General features: G+C 55.5%; 15 protein-coding genes and 1 riboswitch. Of the genes, 12 read left to right on the forward strand and 3 right to left on the reverse strand.

The annotated features are described in order from the left end of the window. The first annotated feature begins 72 nt into the window (after window positions 1-72). The 6 genes from PFRI_RS00610 to PFRI_RS00635 are packed head-to-tail and all read left to right on the forward strand — an operon-like array spanning window position 73 to window position 7,525. The gene (locus PFRI_RS00610) at window positions 73-861 is read left to right on the forward strand and encodes a maleate cis-trans isomerase family protein (protein WP_072628836.1); all 789 of its coding nucleotides are present in this window, start codon (window positions 73-75) and stop codon (window positions 859-861) included. Next, the gene (locus PFRI_RS00615; protein ID WP_072628837.1) at window positions 858-2,021 is read left to right on the forward strand and encodes a M20 family metallopeptidase; all 1,164 of its coding nucleotides are present in this window, start codon (window positions 858-860) and stop codon (window positions 2,019-2,021) included. Before PFRI_RS00610 ends, PFRI_RS00615 begins: the two co-directional genes overlap by 4 nt. 15 nt (window positions 2,022-2,036) lie before the next feature. Further along, complete coding sequence (locus PFRI_RS00620; RefSeq protein WP_072628838.1) at window positions 2,037-3,188, forward strand: cystathionine beta-lyase; 1,152 nt, start codon at window positions 2,037-2,039, stop codon at window positions 3,186-3,188. Beyond that, window positions 3,185-5,218 (forward strand): NADH:flavin oxidoreductase, encoded by a 2,034-nt coding sequence (locus PFRI_RS00625; protein WP_072628839.1) that lies wholly within the window; start codon window positions 3,185-3,187, stop codon window positions 5,216-5,218. Before PFRI_RS00620 ends, PFRI_RS00625 begins: the two co-directional genes overlap by 4 nt. Before the next feature lie 15 nt (window positions 5,219-5,233). Next, complete coding sequence (locus PFRI_RS00630) at window positions 5,234-6,376, forward strand: amidohydrolase (protein ID WP_072628840.1); 1,143 nt, start codon at window positions 5,234-5,236, stop codon at window positions 6,374-6,376. Between the two features lie 3 nt (window positions 6,377-6,379). After that, on the forward strand, window positions 6,380-7,525 hold the full coding sequence (locus PFRI_RS00635) for a M24 family metallopeptidase (protein ID WP_072628841.1): 1,146 nt from the start codon (window positions 6,380-6,382) through the stop codon (window positions 7,523-7,525). 66 nt (window positions 7,526-7,591) lie between these two features. Here the strand turns inward: PFRI_RS00635 and PFRI_RS21005 are convergent, their stop codons facing one another. From PFRI_RS21005 to PFRI_RS21225, 3 genes are read right to left on the reverse strand one after another with little or no spacing between them, the layout of a single operon-like run. Beyond that, a complete protein-coding gene (locus PFRI_RS21005; RefSeq protein ID WP_111445409.1) occupies window positions 7,592-10,315 on the reverse strand; it encodes a calcium-binding protein in 2,724 nt (907 codons plus the stop codon). Between the two features lie 51 nt (window positions 10,316-10,366). Further along, a complete protein-coding gene (locus PFRI_RS00665; protein ID WP_072628842.1) occupies window positions 10,367-10,855 on the reverse strand; it encodes a hypothetical protein in 489 nt (162 codons plus the stop codon). Then, entirely contained in the window at window positions 10,852-10,992 is a 141-nt protein-coding gene (locus tag PFRI_RS21225) for a hypothetical protein (protein WP_170124831.1), read from the reverse strand. Before PFRI_RS21225 ends, PFRI_RS00665 begins: the two co-directional genes overlap by 4 nt. A gap of 516 nt (window positions 10,993-11,508) precedes the next feature. On the opposite strand from PFRI_RS21225, the gene PFRI_RS00670 reads away from it, so the two are divergent. The 6 genes from PFRI_RS00670 to gcvP all read left to right on the forward strand — a co-directional run bounded on the left by PFRI_RS00670 (window position 11,509) and on the right by gcvP (window position 19,924). Beyond that, window positions 11,509-11,994 (forward strand): (2Fe-2S)-binding protein, encoded by a 486-nt coding sequence (locus PFRI_RS00670; protein ID WP_072628865.1) that lies wholly within the window; start codon window positions 11,509-11,511, stop codon window positions 11,992-11,994. Between the two features lie 71 nt (window positions 11,995-12,065). Then, window positions 12,066-14,438, forward strand: coding sequence for a xanthine dehydrogenase family protein molybdopterin-binding subunit (locus PFRI_RS00675; RefSeq protein ID WP_072628843.1), 2,373 nt, complete (start codon window positions 12,066-12,068; stop codon window positions 14,436-14,438). 11 nt (window positions 14,439-14,449) lie between these two features. Then, a complete protein-coding gene (locus PFRI_RS00680) occupies window positions 14,450-15,232 on the forward strand; it encodes an FAD binding domain-containing protein (RefSeq protein ID WP_072628844.1) in 783 nt (260 codons plus the stop codon). Between the two features lie 100 nt (window positions 15,233-15,332). Continuing rightward, window positions 15,333-15,418, forward strand: a riboswitch (glycine riboswitch). A 159-nt stretch (window positions 15,419-15,577) separates the two neighbouring features. Next, on the forward strand, window positions 15,578-16,693 hold the full coding sequence (gcvT, locus tag PFRI_RS00685; RefSeq protein WP_072628845.1) for a glycine cleavage system aminomethyltransferase GcvT: 1,116 nt from the start codon (window positions 15,578-15,580) through the stop codon (window positions 16,691-16,693). Window positions 16,694-16,708: 15 nt separating this feature from the next. Beyond that, the gene (gcvH, locus tag PFRI_RS00690; protein ID WP_072628846.1) at window positions 16,709-17,068 is read left to right on the forward strand and encodes a glycine cleavage system protein GcvH; all 360 of its coding nucleotides are present in this window, start codon (window positions 16,709-16,711) and stop codon (window positions 17,066-17,068) included. 12 nt (window positions 17,069-17,080) lie between these two features. Then, window positions 17,081-19,924 (forward strand): aminomethyl-transferring glycine dehydrogenase, encoded by a 2,844-nt coding sequence (gene gcvP / locus PFRI_RS00695; RefSeq protein WP_072628847.1) that lies wholly within the window; start codon window positions 17,081-17,083, stop codon window positions 19,922-19,924. Window positions 19,925-19,958: the final 34 nt, after the last annotated feature.

Below are 19,958 nucleotides of genomic sequence, written 5' to 3' on the forward strand. Positions count from 1 at the left end.
AGGTCGTTTTTTGCACAGATGATGGGGCACCCCTCACGTTAACATCGCACTCGAAAGGGTGCGGTGAGAGCATTGAAAGTAGACAATCAGACCATAATTTCACGTCTCGACTTCGCCACAGACAAAGGCGCGGGAGAGCGGACGCGCATCGGTCTTTTGGTGCTGGAATCCGATCAAACGATGGAGCTGGAGATGCGTGCGTTAACGCATCTTTCTGGCGTCGCGATTTATCATGCGCGTTTGGCCAACGACACACATGTTACGCCCGATACCCTTGCCAAGATGGAGGCGGAGCTTCCTGTCGCGGCAGCTCTTTTGCCACCTTATTTGGGACTAAGCGCGATTGGATACGGCTGCACATCAGGTGCTACGATCATCGGCGAAGCGCGTGTCGCGAATATTCTGGCCCAAAGCCACAAGGGCGTTCCATCAAGCAATCCTTTGAGCGCGGCGAAAGCGGCGCTGCGATGCCTTGGGGTGACGCGGCTTGGTCTTGTGACGCCCTACACACCTGATGTGACGCAAGCGATGCAAGACAGGTTTGAAGAAGCAGGCATTGCAATCACGCGCGTCGGGTCTTTTTATGAAGAGAGCGACGAAGTCGTGGGCAAGATATCCGCGCAATCCATTCTCGATGCAGCGATTTCTGTTGGTACGTCTACGGATGTCGATGGCGTCTTTATCTCTTGCACAAGCTTGCGCGCGGCAGGGATTATCGAACTGGCGGAACAAAAGATCGGCAAGCCTGTGACGGCGAGCAATCATGCTCTGGCTTGGCATTTGTTGCGGCTTGCAGGGATCAAAGATGAGCAGGTCGGCTATGGGCGATTGTTCACTACTCAATTGGACGAGACACTATGAGCAGTTTTGATATCGATCGCAGTCAGCTTGTCGCAGATCTGTCCGCGATGATCCGAACGCCAAGCGTAAACACCTTTGGTGTTGAAAGTGAAGCAGGCGCGGAAGCTGCAATGGCGGATCTGTTTGAAACCCAGCTGCGCGCGCTTGGTCTTGAGATTGGTGCGCATGAGGTTCTCAAAGGACGGCGCAATGTTTGGGGGCGGCTTAAGGGGACGGGCGATGGCCCTACGATCTTGCTGGCCGGACATCTAGACACGGTGGGGGTCGATGGGTACTGCGGCCCGTTTGAGCCACATGTCAAAAACGGCAATATCTATGGTCGCGGCGCGTGCGACATGAAAGCGGGTCTTGCGGCCTACCTCGAAGTGATCCGCATTTTGCAGCGCTCTGATGCGGCTCTCAGAGGGGATGTCATTGTCGCCGGTGTGATCGATGAAGAGCATGCGATGGCGGGTTCAACCTACTTTGGACAACACGGCCCGCAGTTAGATTTCGCAATTGTCGCGGAACCGACGCAGTTAGAAATTTGCCGCGCTCATAAAGGGCAAATGCTGATGACTTTGCGCACGACAGGTCTGGCGGCGCATTCCAGCATGCCGCAAAGCGGGCGCAACGCGATCTATCATATGGGCGCTGTTTTGACGGCTTTGCAGAGCTATGCGGATGACTTGCGCGCACGTCCCGCGGATCCCATGTGTGGCGCGCCAAGCTTGAGCGTCGGAGTCATTCGCGGTGGCGACAACGCCTGTTCTGTGCCTGATTTTTGCGAGATCGATATCGACCGCCGCACTATCCCCGGCGAAAGCTCTGCGGATGTTATGGCTGAGTTGTATGCGGTCGTTGAACAAGCAAAACAGTCCGTTCCCGAGTTGGAATGCGTGATCGAAACACCATTCCTAGACTTACCGCCGCTGGACACAGCTGAGACATCACCCGTGATGCAGGCGGTGATCAACGCCAGCATGGCAGTCATTGGCAAAAGCGATGTTACGGCCTTTCCCGGCTCTTCAGATGCCCCGAACTTTGCTTGCCCGACTGTGATTTGCGGTGCAGGCGATCTGGCGCAATGTCATTCCCTGAATGAATATATTTCGATTGTGCAGATCGAAGAGGCCATAAGCATTTACACGCATGCAATTCTCGAGCTGCAAACGCTCTAACACGAAAGACATATGATGGACTGGCGCACAAAACTTCTCGATCCCACCCCGCAAGCGCGGCAGGATTACCGCTCACTGGTGACGCCTGTCTATCGTGGCTCAACCGTTGTGTTTGAAGAGCAAGCGGCGGTTACGGATGATTGGCGGCAGGCAGAAAACGGGTATTCTTACGGGCTTTATGGAACGCCTACCGCGCTTGAGCTTGCCTCGCGTATCGCAGGGATCGAAGGCGCGCGCGAGAGTTTGATCGTGCCGGGGGGGCAGGCGGCGATTGCTTTGATTTACCTCTCTTATTGCCAAGCAGGCAGCCACGCTTTGGTGCCAATCTCTGCTTATGGTCCGAACAAGGCGATGGCCGAAGGCTTGATGCGCGGCTTGAACGTAGAGGTCGAAGCATACGACCCTTTGATTGGTGCGGGCATTGCAGATCTCATACGCGAGAACACCGCGCTCATTTGGTGCGAAAGCCCGGGCTCTGTCACCATGGATATCCAAGATGTGCCAGCCATCGTCGTGGCGGCGCACAAGAGCGGTGTCGCGGTGGCGCTCGACAATACATATTCGGCAGGTGTGATGTTTGACGCCTTCGCGCACGGCGTTGATGTGAGCATGCAGGCGCTTACGAAATATGTTGGGGGTCACAGTGACCTCCTGCTCGGCTCTGTCTCTGCCCGCGATGATGCGGCGTACGGCAAGCTTGGTCCAATTTACCAACAGCTTGGCCTCGCGGTGTCGCCTGATGACTGCTCGCTTGCGCTGCGTGGTTTGCAAACGCTTGCTGTCCGGCTTGATGCATTAGAGCGCGCAACATTGCGCGTGGCGCGATGGCTCAAAGAGCATTCTATTGTCGATGAGGTTTTCCATCCAGCATTGCCTGATTGTCCGGGACACGAGATTTGGAAGCGTGATTTTACCGGCTCTACCAGCGTGTTTTCTTTCACTTTTAAAGAGAGTGTGAGCGCTGAAAAGGCGAAGAGCTTTATCGACGCACTCAACATCTTCAAAATTGGGATGAGCTGGGGCGGTGTGAACAGTCTGGCGGTGATTTATCCTGATTTGAAACGGCCAAACCGAGATTTTGGTGGGCGTATTGTGCGCTTGAACATTGGGTTGGAGGATACGGATGATCTGATTGCTGACCTTGAACAGGCGATGCAGGGCTTGTGAGCACGGATCCGCTTCTTCAACCATTACAACTGCGCCATCTCACGTTGCGCAATCGGATCATTAGTACGGCTCATGCGCCGTCCTATGAAGAGGGCGGACACCCGCGCGAACGCTATCGGCTTTATCATGAGGAAAAGGCCAAAGGCGGTATTGGTCTGACAATAATCGGTGGATCCACTAATATAGCGCCTGACAGCCCTTCTGTTTTTGGCCAGCTTTATGCGGGTGATGACAGCATTATCCCATGGTTCCAAAAGTTGACGTCTGGGGTGAAATCACATGGCGCAGCGATCATGTGCCAGATCACTCATATGGGGCGGCGCACGGCTTGGGATGATGGGCATTGGTTACCTGTTGCAGGGCCGAGTGGCACACGAGAGCGGGCGCATCGTTCATTTCCAAAGGCGATGGAGCAAGAAGACATCAGTCGCATCATTGCGCAGTTCGCGGATGCTGCGAAGCGGTGCCAAGAAGGTGGATTTGACGGGATCGAACTACTGAGCCATTCGCATTTGTTGGGTCAGTTTCTATCGCCCTTAGTGAACCAACGTGACGACGCTTACGGTGGATCGCTTGAGAACCGCTTGCGTCTAACGATGCAGGTTCTAGACGCGGTACGCGGCGCAGTCGGTGATGCGTTTATCGTCGGATTGCGCGCAACTGGGGACGAGTTGGTGCAAGGCGGCCTGAGCGCAGAGGAATGCGTTGAGATCGCTCAAGCGCTGCAAGCGACGGGGCAAGTGGACTTCCTTAATATCCTCGCAGGTGCGCCCTATGATGATCTTGGACTTGCGGGATGGGTGCCGCCGATGGGTATGCCGTCTGGTGCGCATATCACTGTTGCGGGGCGCATCCGAGCGGCGGTCGATCTGCCGATCTTTCATGCAGGCGGCGTCGCCGACATCGCCACTGCGCGCCATGCCGTCGCCGATGGTCATGTTGATCTGATTGGCATGACCCGCGCGCACATGGCGGACCCGCATTTGGTGAATAAGCTCTTGCGCGGTGATGAAAAGCGCATTCGCCCGTGTGTCGGTCTTGGCTCTTGCGTGGATCGCGTGAACCAAGGCAAAGCAGCGGTCTGCGGCCATAACGCTGCCACAGGGCGCGAAGCTGTGATGCCGCATATAATTGAAAAGGCGGATGTTTCACGAAGGGTCGTCGTCGTAGGCGGCGGCCCTGCGGGTCTGGAAGCCGCGCGTATTTCTGCGTTGCGAGGTCATCATGTGGTGCTTTTCGAGGCGAGCGAGCGACTGGGCGGACAGCTCAAACTCGCGAGCATGGGAATGACGCGTCGCCAGATTTGGGGCGCTGCGGATTGGCTTATCCAAGAGGTCACGCAGCTTGGCGTCGATATTCGCATGAACACCTATGCTGAGGAAGATGAGCTGCGCGCGTTAACGCCTGATGCAATTATCATTGCGACAGGGGGCTGGCCTGAACCGCCTCAATTCGAGGGTGCGGAGCTCACAGTTTCGAGCTGGGATGTCCTGGCCGGCGCGGCGCGTTTATCCGGCGCAGTAATGCTCTTTGACGAGGTTGGGGATCATCCTGCTTTGGTTTGCGCAGACGTGATGGCGCGCGCAGGATGCAAGGTCGCGCATGTCACACCGGACCTCGCAACTGCGCATGACCTCGGGCCGACAAATTCTGCGGTGGTTTTGCGTGATCTTGCCACGCAAGGCGTCAGTTTCACCTGTTTCCAAGAGCTTGTGAGCGTTGCAAACGCGGGCAATCGCAAGGAGGTCACGCTGCGCCATGTACTGACGGGCGAGACCACATTACACAGCGTTGATCATCTGGTGATCGAGCACGGCAGCGTACCAATGGACGGGCTCTATCATGCGCTGAAAGCTGGTTCGCGCAACTTTGGGCAGTTGGATCAAAGAGCGATGATCGCGGGCACGTCGCCGTTTGAGACGCGCAATCCAGAGGGCACATACATGCTCGCGCGTTTGGGGGATGCGGTGGCGAACCGGAATATGCACGCAGCCCTTTATGATGCATTGCGCGTGTGCAAGGATTTGTGAAATCGAGGGACGAGCATGACACATGAAGAGCTTGTGGCGCTGCGCCATGCATTTCACCTAGATCCTGAGGTGGGGTTCAATGAGCACCGCACAAAAGCGCGGGTCGCTGCTATTTTGCGCGACCTTGGCCTAGAGGTGCATGAGGGTGTTGGCGTCGTCGGTGTCTTGAAACGCGGCACTGGCAATCGTGCGATTGGGCTGCGCGCGGATATGGACGCTTTGCCGATCACAGAAACGAGCAGCCACGGGTATGTCTCTGAGAACGCAGGGGTCATGCATGCCTGTGGCCATGATGGTCATATGAGCATGCTCATTGGGGCAGCGGCGCGACTGGCAAAGGATCCAAATTTTGACGGGACTGTCGTGTTCATTTTCCAACCAAATGAAGAGCACGGTCTTGGTGCGCAGGCGATGATTGATGAAGGGTTTTTGACGCATTTCCCGATTGAGGAAGTCTATGCCATTCACAATCTGCCGGGTGCGCCGGTTGGTTACGTCTCGACCCGCGTGGGACAAATTTGCGCCAGCGAAAGCCTTTTTGAGATTACAGTTCAAGGGCAGGGTGGTCATGCCTCCATGCCGCAAAAGGGGCGTGACGCAATCACTATTGGTGCTGAGATTGTGCAAGCGTTGCAAACTATCGTGGCGCGTAAGCTCGCGCCAGGGGCCGGGGCGGTTGTGTCTGTCACAGAGTTCTTGACCGATGGGCAGCGCAATGTGTTGCCGGGCAGGGCAACGCTCAAAGGGGACGTGCGTGCGCGTATTCCTGAGGATCGCATCGAAATTGCACGGCTGATGAAACTCATAGCACAGGGCGTCGCGGCGGCGCATGAGGTCGAGGTTGAAGTCAGTTTCAACACAGAATTTGTCGAAGTGATCAATGCCTCGGAACCTGTCGATGCTGTTGTGAATGCGGCAAAAATGCAGGGGCTAGAAGTTGATGGTGCGCGTGAGCCGATGAGTTTCTCTGAAGACTTCGCCCATTTCTGCAATGCCGTGCCCGGATGCTTTGTGCTGCTCGGCAATGGTGAGAGCGGCGCACATGGGCAACCCCTTCACGCGTCTGATTATGATTTTAACGATGATCTTCTAACGATTGGTGCTGATTTCTGGGCGCAGCTTGTGCGGGATCGTTTGCCGCTTACCAACAAGGACTAAAACATGTTTGAAGCACGCATGACTGCATTTCGCGCGCGCATGGACGCCGAGAACATCGACGTGGCGCTGATCACTGATGATGACAACGTCTATTATCTGAGTGGGTATTACGACTATCTGCATATGGAATTTGGCCGCCCGACAATTCTTGTGGTGCAACGCGAGGGCGCGAGTTTACTCATAACGCCGACGATTGATCTCAACACTGCGCAAGCGCATGCGCGTGTGGATCGGATCGCAGCGTGGAATGACGGGATGGGCGCGGAGTGGCGCGCGGAGTTACCCGATGCGGTGCAGGGCACCAAGCGGGTTGCGATTGAGCCGAGCGCGATGCCACCGCTTGTGCGCGCCTATGTAGATGAGCTGGTCGATAACGCGATGCTATGCAGTGCCGAACCGATCTTGGCTGATATGCGAATGATCAAATCACCCAAAGAGCTGCAACTCGCAAGGCACGCAGGGCAAGTGGCCAATGCGATGATGAATGCTGGGCGGGCGGCGATTGGTGATGGTGTTCCAGAGTTCGAAGTGGCGATTGCGACCTCGCAGGCAGGAACGCGCAAGGCCGCAGAATTACTTAGCGCACATTACAAAGATGCGGACATGTCGCCTAACACGCATTTTCTACAAATCATGGCCTCTGGCGAGACGATTACCAAGACGCATCACCGCGCCAGCACGCGGATCATGCGCCGCGGCGAGCCTGTGTTTTTGTGCTTTTGCGGAATGACAAACTTCCATCGCTTCAAGCTTGGCTTTGATCGCACGTTCTGGATCGGCGAAATGACGGACCCTGCGCAAGAAGCTGTCTATGACGTTGCGCGCGCCAGTCAGCAGGCGGCCTTGGATGCGCTCAGACCCGGCGTGACAGCACAGAGCGTGCATGCGGCCTATGCAGAGGTGATCCAAGAGGCGGGGTATGAGTATCCGTTCCGCTGCGGTCGCGCGACGGGCTTTAGTTTTCTCGAAAAGCCGCAATTGGTGACAGGGGACACAACCATTTTGCAGCCCGGCATGGTTTTGGCGGTGGATGGCTCTGTCAGCGTGGATACGTTTCGCGCGCAGATTGGTGATAGCTTCATTGTGACAGAGGATGGCTATGAGGCGATCACGGAACATCCGAAATCTGTCGCAGACCTGATTTTGTAAACCCAGCAAACGAAAATGGCCCCCTGACTTTCATCAGAGGGCCGGTCGCTCAGATTTTCGCTTCGTTTAGAGAACGTCCATTGATGCGAAGATGAAGTCCGCTTCTTCCAGCTCTTCTTCGCCTTGGATAATCACGCTCAACTGATCCGTTCCATCCAGATCAAATGTCAGTGTGGAAGATCCACCACCTGTCAGCAAGAAGTCGGCAAGATCGTCGAAGTCAGCGACGTCAGCAACGCCACTTAGATCAATTTGATCCGTGCCTTGCGTGAAGTCCGTGATCTCAACGCTGCCTGCTTCCAAGCTGATGCCAAAGGCGTCATTGCCTGCGCCGCCCGTAAGCGTATCCGCACCGCCGCCACCGATGAGCGTGTCGTCACCTGCGCCACCACTGAGAGCATTGTCCGCTGTGCTACCGGTCAGAGCATCATCACCAGAACCGGCATTGACGTTCTCAAGACCAAAGCTGGTGTTGCCCTGATCATCGATGCCTTCCTGAAGATCGATCGCGTAGCTGATCGCGTCCTCGGTTGTGCCCTCGATTTGCAGCGTGTCGATACCGTTGCCTCCGAAATACCCATTCGTGCCAGCGTTGGCGATGAAGACGTCATCACCGTTGCCACCATTGTGGAAATCGTTGCCGTCACCGCCGTTGATGGTGTCATTACCCTCGTTGCCCTGCAGCTGATTGTCCGCTGCGTTGCCAAAGATATTGTCATCACCCGCGCCAGTATTGACGTTTTCGATGTTGGAGTAGGTGTTGCCGTATTGGTCCTGACCCACAGTGAGGTCGATGTTGTAATCGGCCTCGCCTGCGGATGAGCCACCGATGTCGATCATATCAACGCCGTCGCCGCCGTCATATGTGTCCACACCAAAGCTGCCAAAGAGCACATCGTTACCCGCGCCACCACTAAGCATATCATTGCCAAGGCCGCCTGCGAGAGAGTCGTCACCCGCGCCGCCACTCACAACGTCATCACCAACACCACCATCAAGGATGTTGGACTCAGCGGTGCCTGTCAGAGTGTCATCGCCCCAGCCGCCATTGATATTCTCAATGCCGCTGTAGAAGTTGCCTTGGTTGTCAGTGCCTGTGGATAGGTCAACCGCATAATCAGTCTCAAAGTCAACGGAAGCGTCGATATCGTAAGTGTCGACACCTGCGCCACCCGCGAAGCTGTCGTTGCCCACGTTGGCGATCAGAAGATCATCGCCTTCGCCGCCAAGATGCGCATCGTCACCTGCGCCACCTTCGAGGACGTCGCCGCCAAGACCGCCGTTCAGCGTGTCATTGCCTGCGCGTCCAATCAGAACGTTCGCTTCTGCGTCACCTGTGAAGCTGTCGTCGCCCATGCCGCCATCGATGTTTTCGATGCCAGAGTAGGTGTTGCCGAACGTATCGGTGCCCGTCTCGAGGTTGATGTTAAAGGCAGTCGCTTGCACGGTTGAGCTGTTGATGATGAGCGCATCATCACCCGCGCCACCATCGTAGCTGTTCACACCTTCGTTTGCGATCAGGATATCATCCCCTTCGCCACCGATATGCGTGTCATTGCCAAGACCGCCGAGCAAGACGTCTTCGCCCGCGAGACCTGTGAGGATATCGTTACCAGCCCCACCAGAGAGCAGGTTGTCGCCCACAGTGCCAGAGATCGTGTCGTCGCCATAGCCACCCAAAACGTTCTCAACATTCACGAGCGTGTCTGCTCCGGCTGTGCCTGCTGTGAGGTCTACATCGACGGCAACCGTGTTCACGGCAGAATTGTCGATGTCATAGGTATCCGCGCCTGCGCCGCCATCCATGGTGTCGGTGCCTTCGCCTGCCACAAGAATGTCGTTGCCGGCAAGGCCGTTTAGAGCGTCATTGCCTGCGCCGCCGTTGAGCGTGTCGTCATCCGCTGTGCCTGTGAGCGTCTCATCCGTTGCATCACCAAGCTCTAGCACGCCCGGAACGCCTTCCGCTTCTGGAAGTGGCGTCGGACGTGTTGGAAGGTCAGGAGAGTCGAGCATGTCGCTTGTTAGATCGGGCAACAGTTCGAGAGCGGGTGCATCAGGGGATGCACTTACAAGGCTGACGTTGTCCACGAAGGGTCCAGAGCCATCGCTCTCACCCGCGAGCTCGCGGAATTCCAGCGTATCGATGCCGCCAGTCCCTGTGACCGTGTAGGAATAGGTATCCCATGTCTCACTGCCTGTTGGTGTGACCGTGTCGATCAGTTCACCACCAAAGTAGACTTCGATGCTTTCGCTTTCACCAAAGCGCTGCGCGCCGTTGAAGCGAAGCTCCATCGCGTCATCCTCAATCGTACGCACGGATTGGGTCAGCGTATCAACGCCACCTTCCGCACCTGTATCGAGCTGCACAAAGTTGCCGCCGTCTGGTGTGTTCACACCAAAGAAGCCATCGCCCCAAACATCTGCGGTGCCGCTAGACGTTGTCCAGCCAGCAATATCAGCGCTCGTGTCATTTGCTTCAAAGCCAACACCCGCGTCCAATGCGCCGTTGATAATCAGTTGCGTGCCAACCAATGGTGGATTTGGATCAACTGGATCAACTGGATCAACTGGATCAACTGGATCAACTGGATCAACCGGATCGACAGGGTCTACCGGATCGACAGGGTCCACCGGATCAACTGGATCCACCGGATCAACAGGATCAGTTGTATCTGGCAGAACTTCGACAGCAGGGACACTCAAGTCGAATGTGCCATCTGCGTTTGCATCCAAAGTGCCAGGGATAACTGTGACCGTACCATCAGGTGCGGTTGCAACGATGTTGAACAAATACTCGCCGTTCTCGTCGGCATCCCAGTTGTCGCCCGCATCGGGACTAAATCAGTCGTTAAGTGTCACTGCGCCTGTTGTCTCGTCAATCGCAAAGACCACGGCATCATCGCCGCTCAAACTGAAAACAGTACCGAAGGGAACAGGGTCAGGGATGACGGGCTCTGGCTCCGGCTCTGGTAGAATGATCGGGTCAGGCACATCAAAGATGTACTCGCCCTCGGCTGTGATCGTCAAAGACGCGGGGGTCTCAGTTATCGAACCATCTGGTGCATTCGCGGTGATGGTGAAATCGTAGACACCGTTTTCGTCTTCATCCCAGTTATCGCCGTCCGCTGGTGCGAACCAGTCTTTGAGCGTCACTTCACCTGTATAGATGTTGATGTCGAACATCGCAGTGTCTGGGCCGGAAATCGAAAACTCAGTCAAAACAGGCGCGGCGTCAGCTGACACAAAAACTTGGTCGTTTGGTGTGACGCGGAACTCAACGTCGGATGTTGCTGCACCTGCATCAGGGTTTTCCGTATCGATGACAGTCAACTCGTGGTGTTATCTTCGTTCACATCCCATGCATCGTTGAAATCTGGGGTGAACCAGTCTTTTAGCGTAATCTCGCCTGTGGCTGGATCAATCTCGAACAAAAAGGCGTCGGGGCCTTGAAGGGTAAAATTCGGCACTTGGTTAACTCCCCAGTCAGTTTTATATTTTGGCACCGCGTTGGGTGCCTAATGTCTATGGTCTCAGCGGCAAGCAGGCGCGCTTTGGCCCTTGGTTCTTTTGAAAAAGATCAATGTTTCGTCAACGGTTCAGCGTATTTTCGCATGCGCATATCAAATGCTCTGCAAGAGCGAGTCGGCGGTGTTAGTTGTGCGTAACACACAAATGACATGGTTTTTCCATAAACTCACTGTTTCTGCATTAGGCACAATGGCATTAAGGTGTTGAAAAGTAATGATTTTCGAAAATAAGTCTTACTTTCCGCGACAAATATTAACCGCGTTATATCGTGCGCGTCCCAGATTTGCCAAGACTTTGCCACAATTCGCGTTTCACGTTCTACTTTTTGAGGATTTGGCGCTGACGAATTTGCGTTGATCTAAAAAAGTACAGCCCATGCTCAAAAAACTGTTAGCATGTCTGGCCATTTCACCGCACACTCCAAACAAATCATCTGGATGATCTGGGAGGATAGCATGACAGAGATTTCTATGACGGTGAACGGCAAGACCGTTTCCGGCAACGTGCAAGGTAATACCTTGCTTTCGGCATTCTTGCGCGAAGACCTACGTTTGACTGGTACACACATCGGTTGCGACACATCGCAGTGTGGTGCTTGTGTTGTTCATGTGAACGGCGAGGCGGTGAAGTCTTGCACTATGTTCGCGCTCGAGGCAGCAGGCACAGAGGTTGGCACGATTGAAGGTCAAGCGAATGGCGACGGTTCGCTCAATGTGATCCAGCAAGCGTTTCAGGATCACCACGGTCTTCAGTGCGGTTTTTGCACGCCGGGCATGGTGATGTCGGCAGCGTCGTTGTTGAAAGACAACCCCAAGCCAACAGAGAGCGAAGTGCGTGAATACCTCGAGGGCAATATCTGCCGCTGCACAGGGTATCATAACATCGTCAAAGCGATCATGGCCGCATCTGGTCAGGACGTCTCTGCGATTGCAGCTGAGTAAACAAATTTTCTAGAAAATTTGGAGTGCTTGATTTTTCTAGAAAAATCGCCTCCTCACGGAAGGAATACAAAATGCCAAAAGATGGTGGAATAGGCGCTTCAACGAAGCGGCGCGAAGACATCCGGTTTTTGACTGGAAAAGGCAACTATAGCGACGACATCCAAACAGCCGGCGAATGCGCCGCGGTTTTCGCGCGCTCGAATGTGGCCAACGGAACAATCAAATCAATCAACACGGACGCTGCAGCCGCAATGCCCGGTGTTCTGGCGATCTTCACAGGTGAAGACTTCGTCGAAGTGGGCGGCAATCCGGCGGGTTGGCTGATCAATTCGCGCGACGGGGAACCGATGAAAGAGCCAAAGCGCCCAGTTTTGGCCCATGGCAAAGTGCGCCATGTGGGCGACGCTTACGCAGCTGTCATTGCTGAAACCGTTCAGCAGGGTAAAGACGCCGTCGAAGCGATCGAAATCGACATCGAAGAGCATGACGCAGTTATCAATATGGCCGACGCTTTGTCAGGCACCAACTACGTGCACGACGAGATCGAGACGAACCAATGTTTCGATTGGGGGTGGATCGAAGACAACCGCGCAGCAACGGATGAAGCCATCAAAGGTGCGCATCACGTCACGACGCTCGAACTCGTCAACAACCGCCTTGTCCCCAACGCGATGGAGCCACGTTGTTCCATCGGACATTACAACACAGGTACTGGCGACTATGTTCTCCACACGACCTCCCAAAACCCGCACCTGACGCGTCTTTTGCTGAGCGCTTTTGTAATGGGCATTCCAGAGAACAAGCTGACCGTGATTGCGCCTGATGTGGGTGGTGGTTTTGGCTCCAAGATCTATCACTACGGTGAAGAAGCGCTTGTGCTTGCGGCCGCTAAGAAATTGGGTCGCACGGTTAAATGGACAGCGGATCGATCCGAAGCGTTCCTCACGGATGCCCATGGTCGCGATCACGTGACCAAGATTGAACTGGCGCTTGATGCAGAGGGCAATTTCCTCGCGTTCCGCACAGAGACGATGGCCAACGTCGGTGCGTATCTGTCGAACTTCTCTACCGCGACACCAACCTTCCTGCACGGCACATTGATGGCGGGCAATTACACGGTGCCGCTGGTCTATGTGAACGTCAAAGCGGTCTTCACCAACACGGCCCCCGTTGACGCCTATCGCGGCGCTGGGCGACCAGAGGCGACCTATTCTTTAGAGCGCGTGATCGACATGGCAGCGCGCGAAATCGGTATGGATCCGATTGAGCTACGCCGCAAAAACTTCATCAAGCCGGATCAATATCCTTTCGCCTCTGCGGCGGGGCTTGAGTATGACAGCGGCAACTATGACGCCCTTATGGACCGTATGGAAAGCGTGGCTGACATGGCTGGCTTTGCAGCGCGCCGTAAGGAATCTGAGGCCAAAGGCATGCTGCGCGGGTTCGGCGTAAACGCTTATATCGAAGCTTGCGGCATCGCGCCGTCAAACCTTGTTGGTATCCTTGGGTCCCGCGTCGGTCTTTATGATGCTGCGACTGTGCGTGTGAACGCGACGGGCAGTTTGTCGGTCATGGTCGGTGCACATAGTCACGGGCAAGGCCATGAAACTGTGTTCCCGCAGATCGTCGGCGACATGCTCGGCATTGATCCGTCCACAATCGAAATCGTGCACGGGGATACCTCGAAAATCCCATTTGGCATGGGCACTTACGGATCTCGCTCGCTCGCGGTCTGTGGCTCTGCCATGGTGCGCGCTACGGAGAAGATCATCGACAAAGCGACCAAAATCGCCGCACACATGCTCGAAACGGAACCCTCCAACATCGAGTTCAACGATGGCAATTTCAGCGTCGCTGGCACCAATCGCTCTGTCAGTTTCGGCGAAGTGGCGTTCAAAGCATATGTTCCACACGAGTTCCCGCTTGAATCAATCGAGCCGGGCTTGGAAGAGACGGCATTTTACGATCCAGCCAACTTTACCTACCCATCTGGCGCATACTGCTGCGAAGTCGAAGTCGATCCTGACACTGGTAAAGTGCGCGTAGATCGTATGACAGCTGTGGATGATTTCGGCAACGTGATGAACCCGCTGGTCGTAACAGGGCAGGTGCACGGCGGTCTTGGCCAAGGCATCGGTCAGGCGCTGGTGGAAAACACCACATACGACGAGAACGGCCAGCTTCTGTCTGCAAGCTACATGGATTACACCATGCCGCGCGCCGACGATTTACCGTTCTACACAGTTGATCATAGCCAAGGGAATGCCTGTACGCATAACCCCTTAGGCGTCAAAGGCTGTGGTGAAGCAGGGGCGATTGGATCGCCGCCAACAGTCGTCAATGCGGTGATTGATGCGCTGCAATCGGGCGGCAAAAACGTCACCCATATCGATATGCCCATGACCCCACATCGCGTGTGGTCTGCTATGAATAACGCAAATTAAGGAGAGCGGACATGTATTCATTCAACATTGAACGCCCGACATCTGTGGCCGACGCGGTTGCGGCACTTGGGGGCGATGAAGCCCAAGCGCTCAGCGGTGGTCAAACACTGATACCAACGCTGAAAGCACGTCTGGCTTCGCCTACAACTCTGGTTAGCTTGACGGGTATCACTGATATGGCTGAGATCGACTCCGCGGGTGGCAAAATAACCATCGGTGGGGCAACAAACCATGCCGCTGTCGCAGCAGACGGCAGCTATCCAGCGTTGTCGGCTTTGGCAGCAAATATCGGGGATCCAGCCGTGCGCAACCGTGGCACGATTGGCGGCTCGCTCGCCAACAATGACCCCTCTGCGTGCTACCCTGCGGCGGCTCTCGCGTCCGGTGCAACGATCACCACCAATGCCCGTTCAATCGCGGCGGACGACTATTTCCAAGGCATGTTCGACACGGCTTTGGAAGAGGGCGAGATCATCACTGGCGTCACTTTCCCGATCCCGGAAAAAGCGCATTACGAGAAATTCGTGCAGCCTGCGTCGCGCTTCGCATTGGTTGGCGTCTTTGTCGCCAAATACGCAGATGGCGTGCGAGTCGCTGTGACAGGTGCCTCCAACGAGGGCGTGTTCCGTTGGACCGAAGCGGAAGCCGAGCTCAGCGCGAACTTCTCAGCGGATGCTTTGGACGGGTTGAGCGCAAGTTCTGACAACCTGATCGAAGACCTGCACGGGAGTGCCGAGTATCGCGCGCATCTTGTGAAAGTCATGGCAGGCCGTGCGGTTAAGGCAGCTTCTTAATGTAACACTTTAAGTCGGGCGTGCTGCTGTACGCCCGACTTTTTGCGTATTCTATCGCATACATTCTTGACAAACTACGCGCTTAAGGCGCAAGTGACACACAGCAGTATCGGGAGAACCAGCATCGCTGGTGCCGAAGGAGCAACCGCCCCGGAAACTCTCAGGCCAAGGGACCTTTACTGTCATACAGACTCTGGAGAGAGGCGCGCATGCGTCCGCCGAAGGGATAGCGATCTCAGGCAAACTGACAGAGGGGGCATCACGTGCGCGAGTATTTCGCGTGCAAAATGTGGTGCCGCAGTCTTTGATCCAAAGCAGACGGCGAAGCTAAAAAGAGGGCGCGCTATGTCAGAACTTTTGGAAACCCCACTACATGATTTGCATGTGCGCCTTGGTGCGAAAATGGTGCCTTTCGCGGGTTATTCCATGCCGGTGCAGTATCCGCTGGGTGTCATGAAAGAACACGTTCACACCCGCGAGAAAGCTGGCTTGTTTGACGTAAGCCACATGGGTCAGGTGAAGGTCAGCGGCGCAGGTGCGGCGCAAGCGCTGGAGCGTTTGATCCCCGTTGATATCATCGGTCTTGGTGTAGATCGTCAGCGTTACGGAATGTTCACCAACGATCAAGGCGGCATTATGGATGATCTGATGCTCGCCAATCGTGGCGATCACATTTTTGTCGTAGTGAATGCCGCCTGCAAAGGGGCTGACATCGCCCATATGAAGACCCATCTAGAGCCTGAGGTGACCGTCACCGAAATCACCGATCGCGCACTCCTCGCGTTGCAAGGCCCCGCATCTGAGGCCGTGCTCAGCGCGCTTGACCCAAAAGCGGCTGAGATGACATTCATGGACGTCGCAACGCTTTCATTGAATGGTTTTGAGTGCTGGGTTTCGCGGTCTGGCTACACTGGCGAAGATGGTTATGAAATCTCAGTTCCCAACATCGACGCCGAAGCGCTCGCGCTTGCGCTTCTTGAACATAACGACGTCGAAGCCATCGGTCTCGGCGCGCGGGATTCGTTGCGCCTTGAAGGTGGGTTATGTTTGTATGGCCACGACATCGACACCTCTACGACGCCTGTTGAAGGCGCGCTGACTTGGGCGATCCAAAAGGTGCGCAGGACAGGCGGCGCGCGCGCAGGTGGTTTTCCCGGCACCGATGTGATCGCGGCTCAGATGGAGCAGGGTGCACCACGCAAGCGCGTCGGATTGCTACCAGAAGGGCGCGCGCCAATGCGCGAAGGCGTCGAGCTTTTTGCCACGCCAGAAGCCAAAACATCAATCGGCACAATCACCTCTGGCGGCTTCGGTCCCACAGTCGGTGGCCCTGTCGCTATGGGTCTCATCAGCACAGATCACAGCGCAATTGGCACCACAATATACGGCGAATTGCGCGGCAAACGCTTGCCACTCACAATCACAAAACTGCCCTTCACACCGGCAAATTTCAAACGATAACAGGGAGTAAGACAAATGAAATACACAGAAGAGCACGAATGGCTGCGCGTAGAAGATGACGGCGTGGTGATCGGTATCACAGAGCACGCGACAGAGCAGCTTGGCGATATCGTCTTCGTGGAACTGCCCGAAGTCGGCACCACCGTCACCAAGGATGACGAGATCGTTGTGATCGAATCCGTCAAAGCCGCCTCCGACATCCTCGCGCCGATTGATGGCGAAATTATCGAGGTGAACGAAGCTTTGGGCGAAAACCCGGCACTCGCCAATGAAGACGCGATTGGTGCTGGTTGGTTCGTCAAAATTGAGCCGTCTGATGCGTCCCAAATGGACGATTACATGGACGAAGCTGGCTACAAAAAGTTCATCGCTTAAAGGATCACGTCAATGACCTTCACCCCCACCGACTATCTACCTTATGATTTTGCCAACCGCCGTCATATCGGTCCATCCCCTGTTGAGATGGCCGAAATGTTGGACGTGGTGGGGGCGAAAGACCTTGCTGATCTAATTGATGACACTTTGCCTAAGTCGATCCGACAGGCTGCGCCTTTGGACTTTGGCAAGGCCAAGTCAGAGCGCGAATTGCTACACCACATGAAGGTGACAGCGCAAAAGAATAAGGTCCTGACATCGCTGATCGGGCAGGGCTATCACGGCACTGTTACGCCGCCTGCGATCCAACGCAATATCTTTGAAAACCCTGCGTGGTACACGGCCTACACGCCTTATCAGCCGGAGATTTCACAAGGGCGTCTCGAAGCTTTGTTGAACTTCCAAACCATGGTCAGTGATTTGACGGGCCTCGAGATTGCCAACGCGTCTTTGCTCGACGAAGCAACCGCTTGTGCGGAAGCGATGACGATGGCGCAGCGCGTGTCCAAATCGAAAGTGAAGGGCTTTTTCATCGATGAAGGGTGTCATCCGCAAAACATCGCCGTGATGAAAACCCGCGCGGCACCTTTGGGGATCGAGATCACAATCGGTAAACCCGACGATATGGATGCGAGCGAGATCTTTGGTGCTATTTTCCAATATCCGGGCACGCACGGCCACTTGCGCGACTTCACTGACGACATCGCCAAGCTCCACGACACCAAAGCGATCGGCATCATCGCCGCAGACCCTATGGCATTGACTTTGCTCAAAGAGCCGGGCGCGATGGGGGCTGACATTGCTGTCGGTTCGACCCAGCGTTTTGGCGTGCCTGTCGGCTACGGCGGACCACACGCCGCCTATATGGCGACTAAGCAAGCTTATGCGCGCAACATGCCGGGCCGCATTGTCGGCGTGTCCATCGACAGCCATGGCAACCGTGCTTACCGCTTGTCGCTCCAGACCCGCGAACAGCATATTCGCCGTGAAAAGGCGACGTCGAATGTGTGTACCGCGCAGGCATTGCTTGCCGTCATGGCCGGTTTCTACGCTGTATTCCATGGTCCCGAAGGGCTTAAGGCTATCGCGCAGCGCATCCATCGCAAGACCGCGCGTCTGGCCGAAACGCTCCGCCAGAACGGGTTTCATTCTGAACCCTCCGCCTTCTTTGACACGATCACTGTGGACGTCGGCCCGCTGCAATCTGCCGTTATGAAATCCGCTGTGGACGAGGGCATAAACCTGCGCGCCGTCGGCAAAACCAAAGTCGGCATCACGCTGGACGAGCGCACACGCTCAGAAACGATCGAATCCGTCTGGCGCGCCTTTGGCATCACCCAAGAGGATAAGGATTACACGCCGCACTATCACATGCCCGAAAAGCTGATCCGCACGTCTGAATACCTGACGCACCCCGTGTTCCACATGAACCGCGCAGAGACCGAAATGATGCGCTACATGCGTCGTCTTGCGGATCGTGATCTGGCCCTTGATCGCGCGATGATCCCGCTAGGCTCATGCACGATGAAGCTCAATTCCGCCGCCGAAATGATGCCTGTCAGCTGGGATGAATTCTCGTTGCTCCACCCTTATATCCCCAAAGATCAGGCGGCAGGCTACTATGAGATGATCGAGGATCTTTCGTCGAAACTTTGCGATGTGACGGGTTACGATGCGATTTCCATGCAGCCGAACTCTGGCGCGCAGGGCGAATATGCAGGACTGCTCAGCATTGCCAGCTATCACCGCTCGCAAGGGCAGGACCATCGCAATATTTGCATCATCCCGATGAACGCACATGGCACCAACCCTGCCTCTGCGCAGATGGTGGGTTGGAAAGTGGTTCCCGTGAAATGCAATGACCGCGGCGACATTGACCTCGATGATTTTCGCGCGAAAGTAGCAGAGCATAAGGAAAAACTTGCTGCTTGCATGATCACATATCCGTCCACGCACGGCGTTTTCGAGGAAACTGTGATCGACGTGTGCAAGATCACCCATGACGCGGGTGGTCAGGTCTATATCGACGGTGCCAACATGAACGCGATGGTGGGCCTGTCCCGCCCCGGTGATCTGGGCGGTGATGTGAGCCACCTGAACCTGCACAAGACCTTCTGCATCCCGCACGGCGGCGGTGGTCCGGGCATGGGTCCGATTGGTGTGAAGTCACATCTTATCGAACATCTCCCAGGTGATCCGAATGGTGGTGAGGGCGCTGTTTCTGCCGCGCCTTTCGGCTCGCCGTCGTTGTTGCCGATCTCATGGGCCTACTGTTTGATGATGGGCGGCGATGGTCTGACCCAAGCTACGCGCGTTGCGATCTTGAATGCCAACTACATCGCCAAACGGTTAGAGGGCGCGTTTGATGTGCTCTACAAAGGTCCGACAGGTCGCGTTGCACATGAGTGCATCATCGACACTCGCCCCTTTGCGGACAGTGCGCATGTAACGGTGGACGACATCGCTAAGCGTTTGATTGATTGCGGTTTTCACGCCCCAACGATGAGCTGGCCTGTTGCAGGCACATTGATGATCGAACCGACGGAGTCTGAAACCAAAGCCGAGTTAGATCGCTTTTGTGACGCCATGCTCGCCATCCGCGCAGAGATTGCCCAGATCGAAGCAGGTGAGATTGATGGGGACAACAACCCGCTCAAAAACGCACCGCACACGATGGAAGATTTGGTGAAAGACTGGGACCGGCCGTACACGCGTGAGGTCGGTTGCTTCCCCCCCGGTGCGTTCCGCGTAGACAAATATTGGCCACCTGTGAACCGCGTCGATAATGTCTGGGGGGATCGCAATCTAACCTGCACATGCCCGCCCATGGAAGACTACGCGATTGCTGCTGAGTAAAGTTTCAAAGGGCTGCCTTTTCATGGGCAGCCCT

Source organism: Planktotalea frisia, from assembly GCF_001890925.1.
Classification (GTDB): domain Bacteria; phylum Pseudomonadota; class Alphaproteobacteria; order Rhodobacterales; family Rhodobacteraceae; genus Planktotalea; species Planktotalea frisia.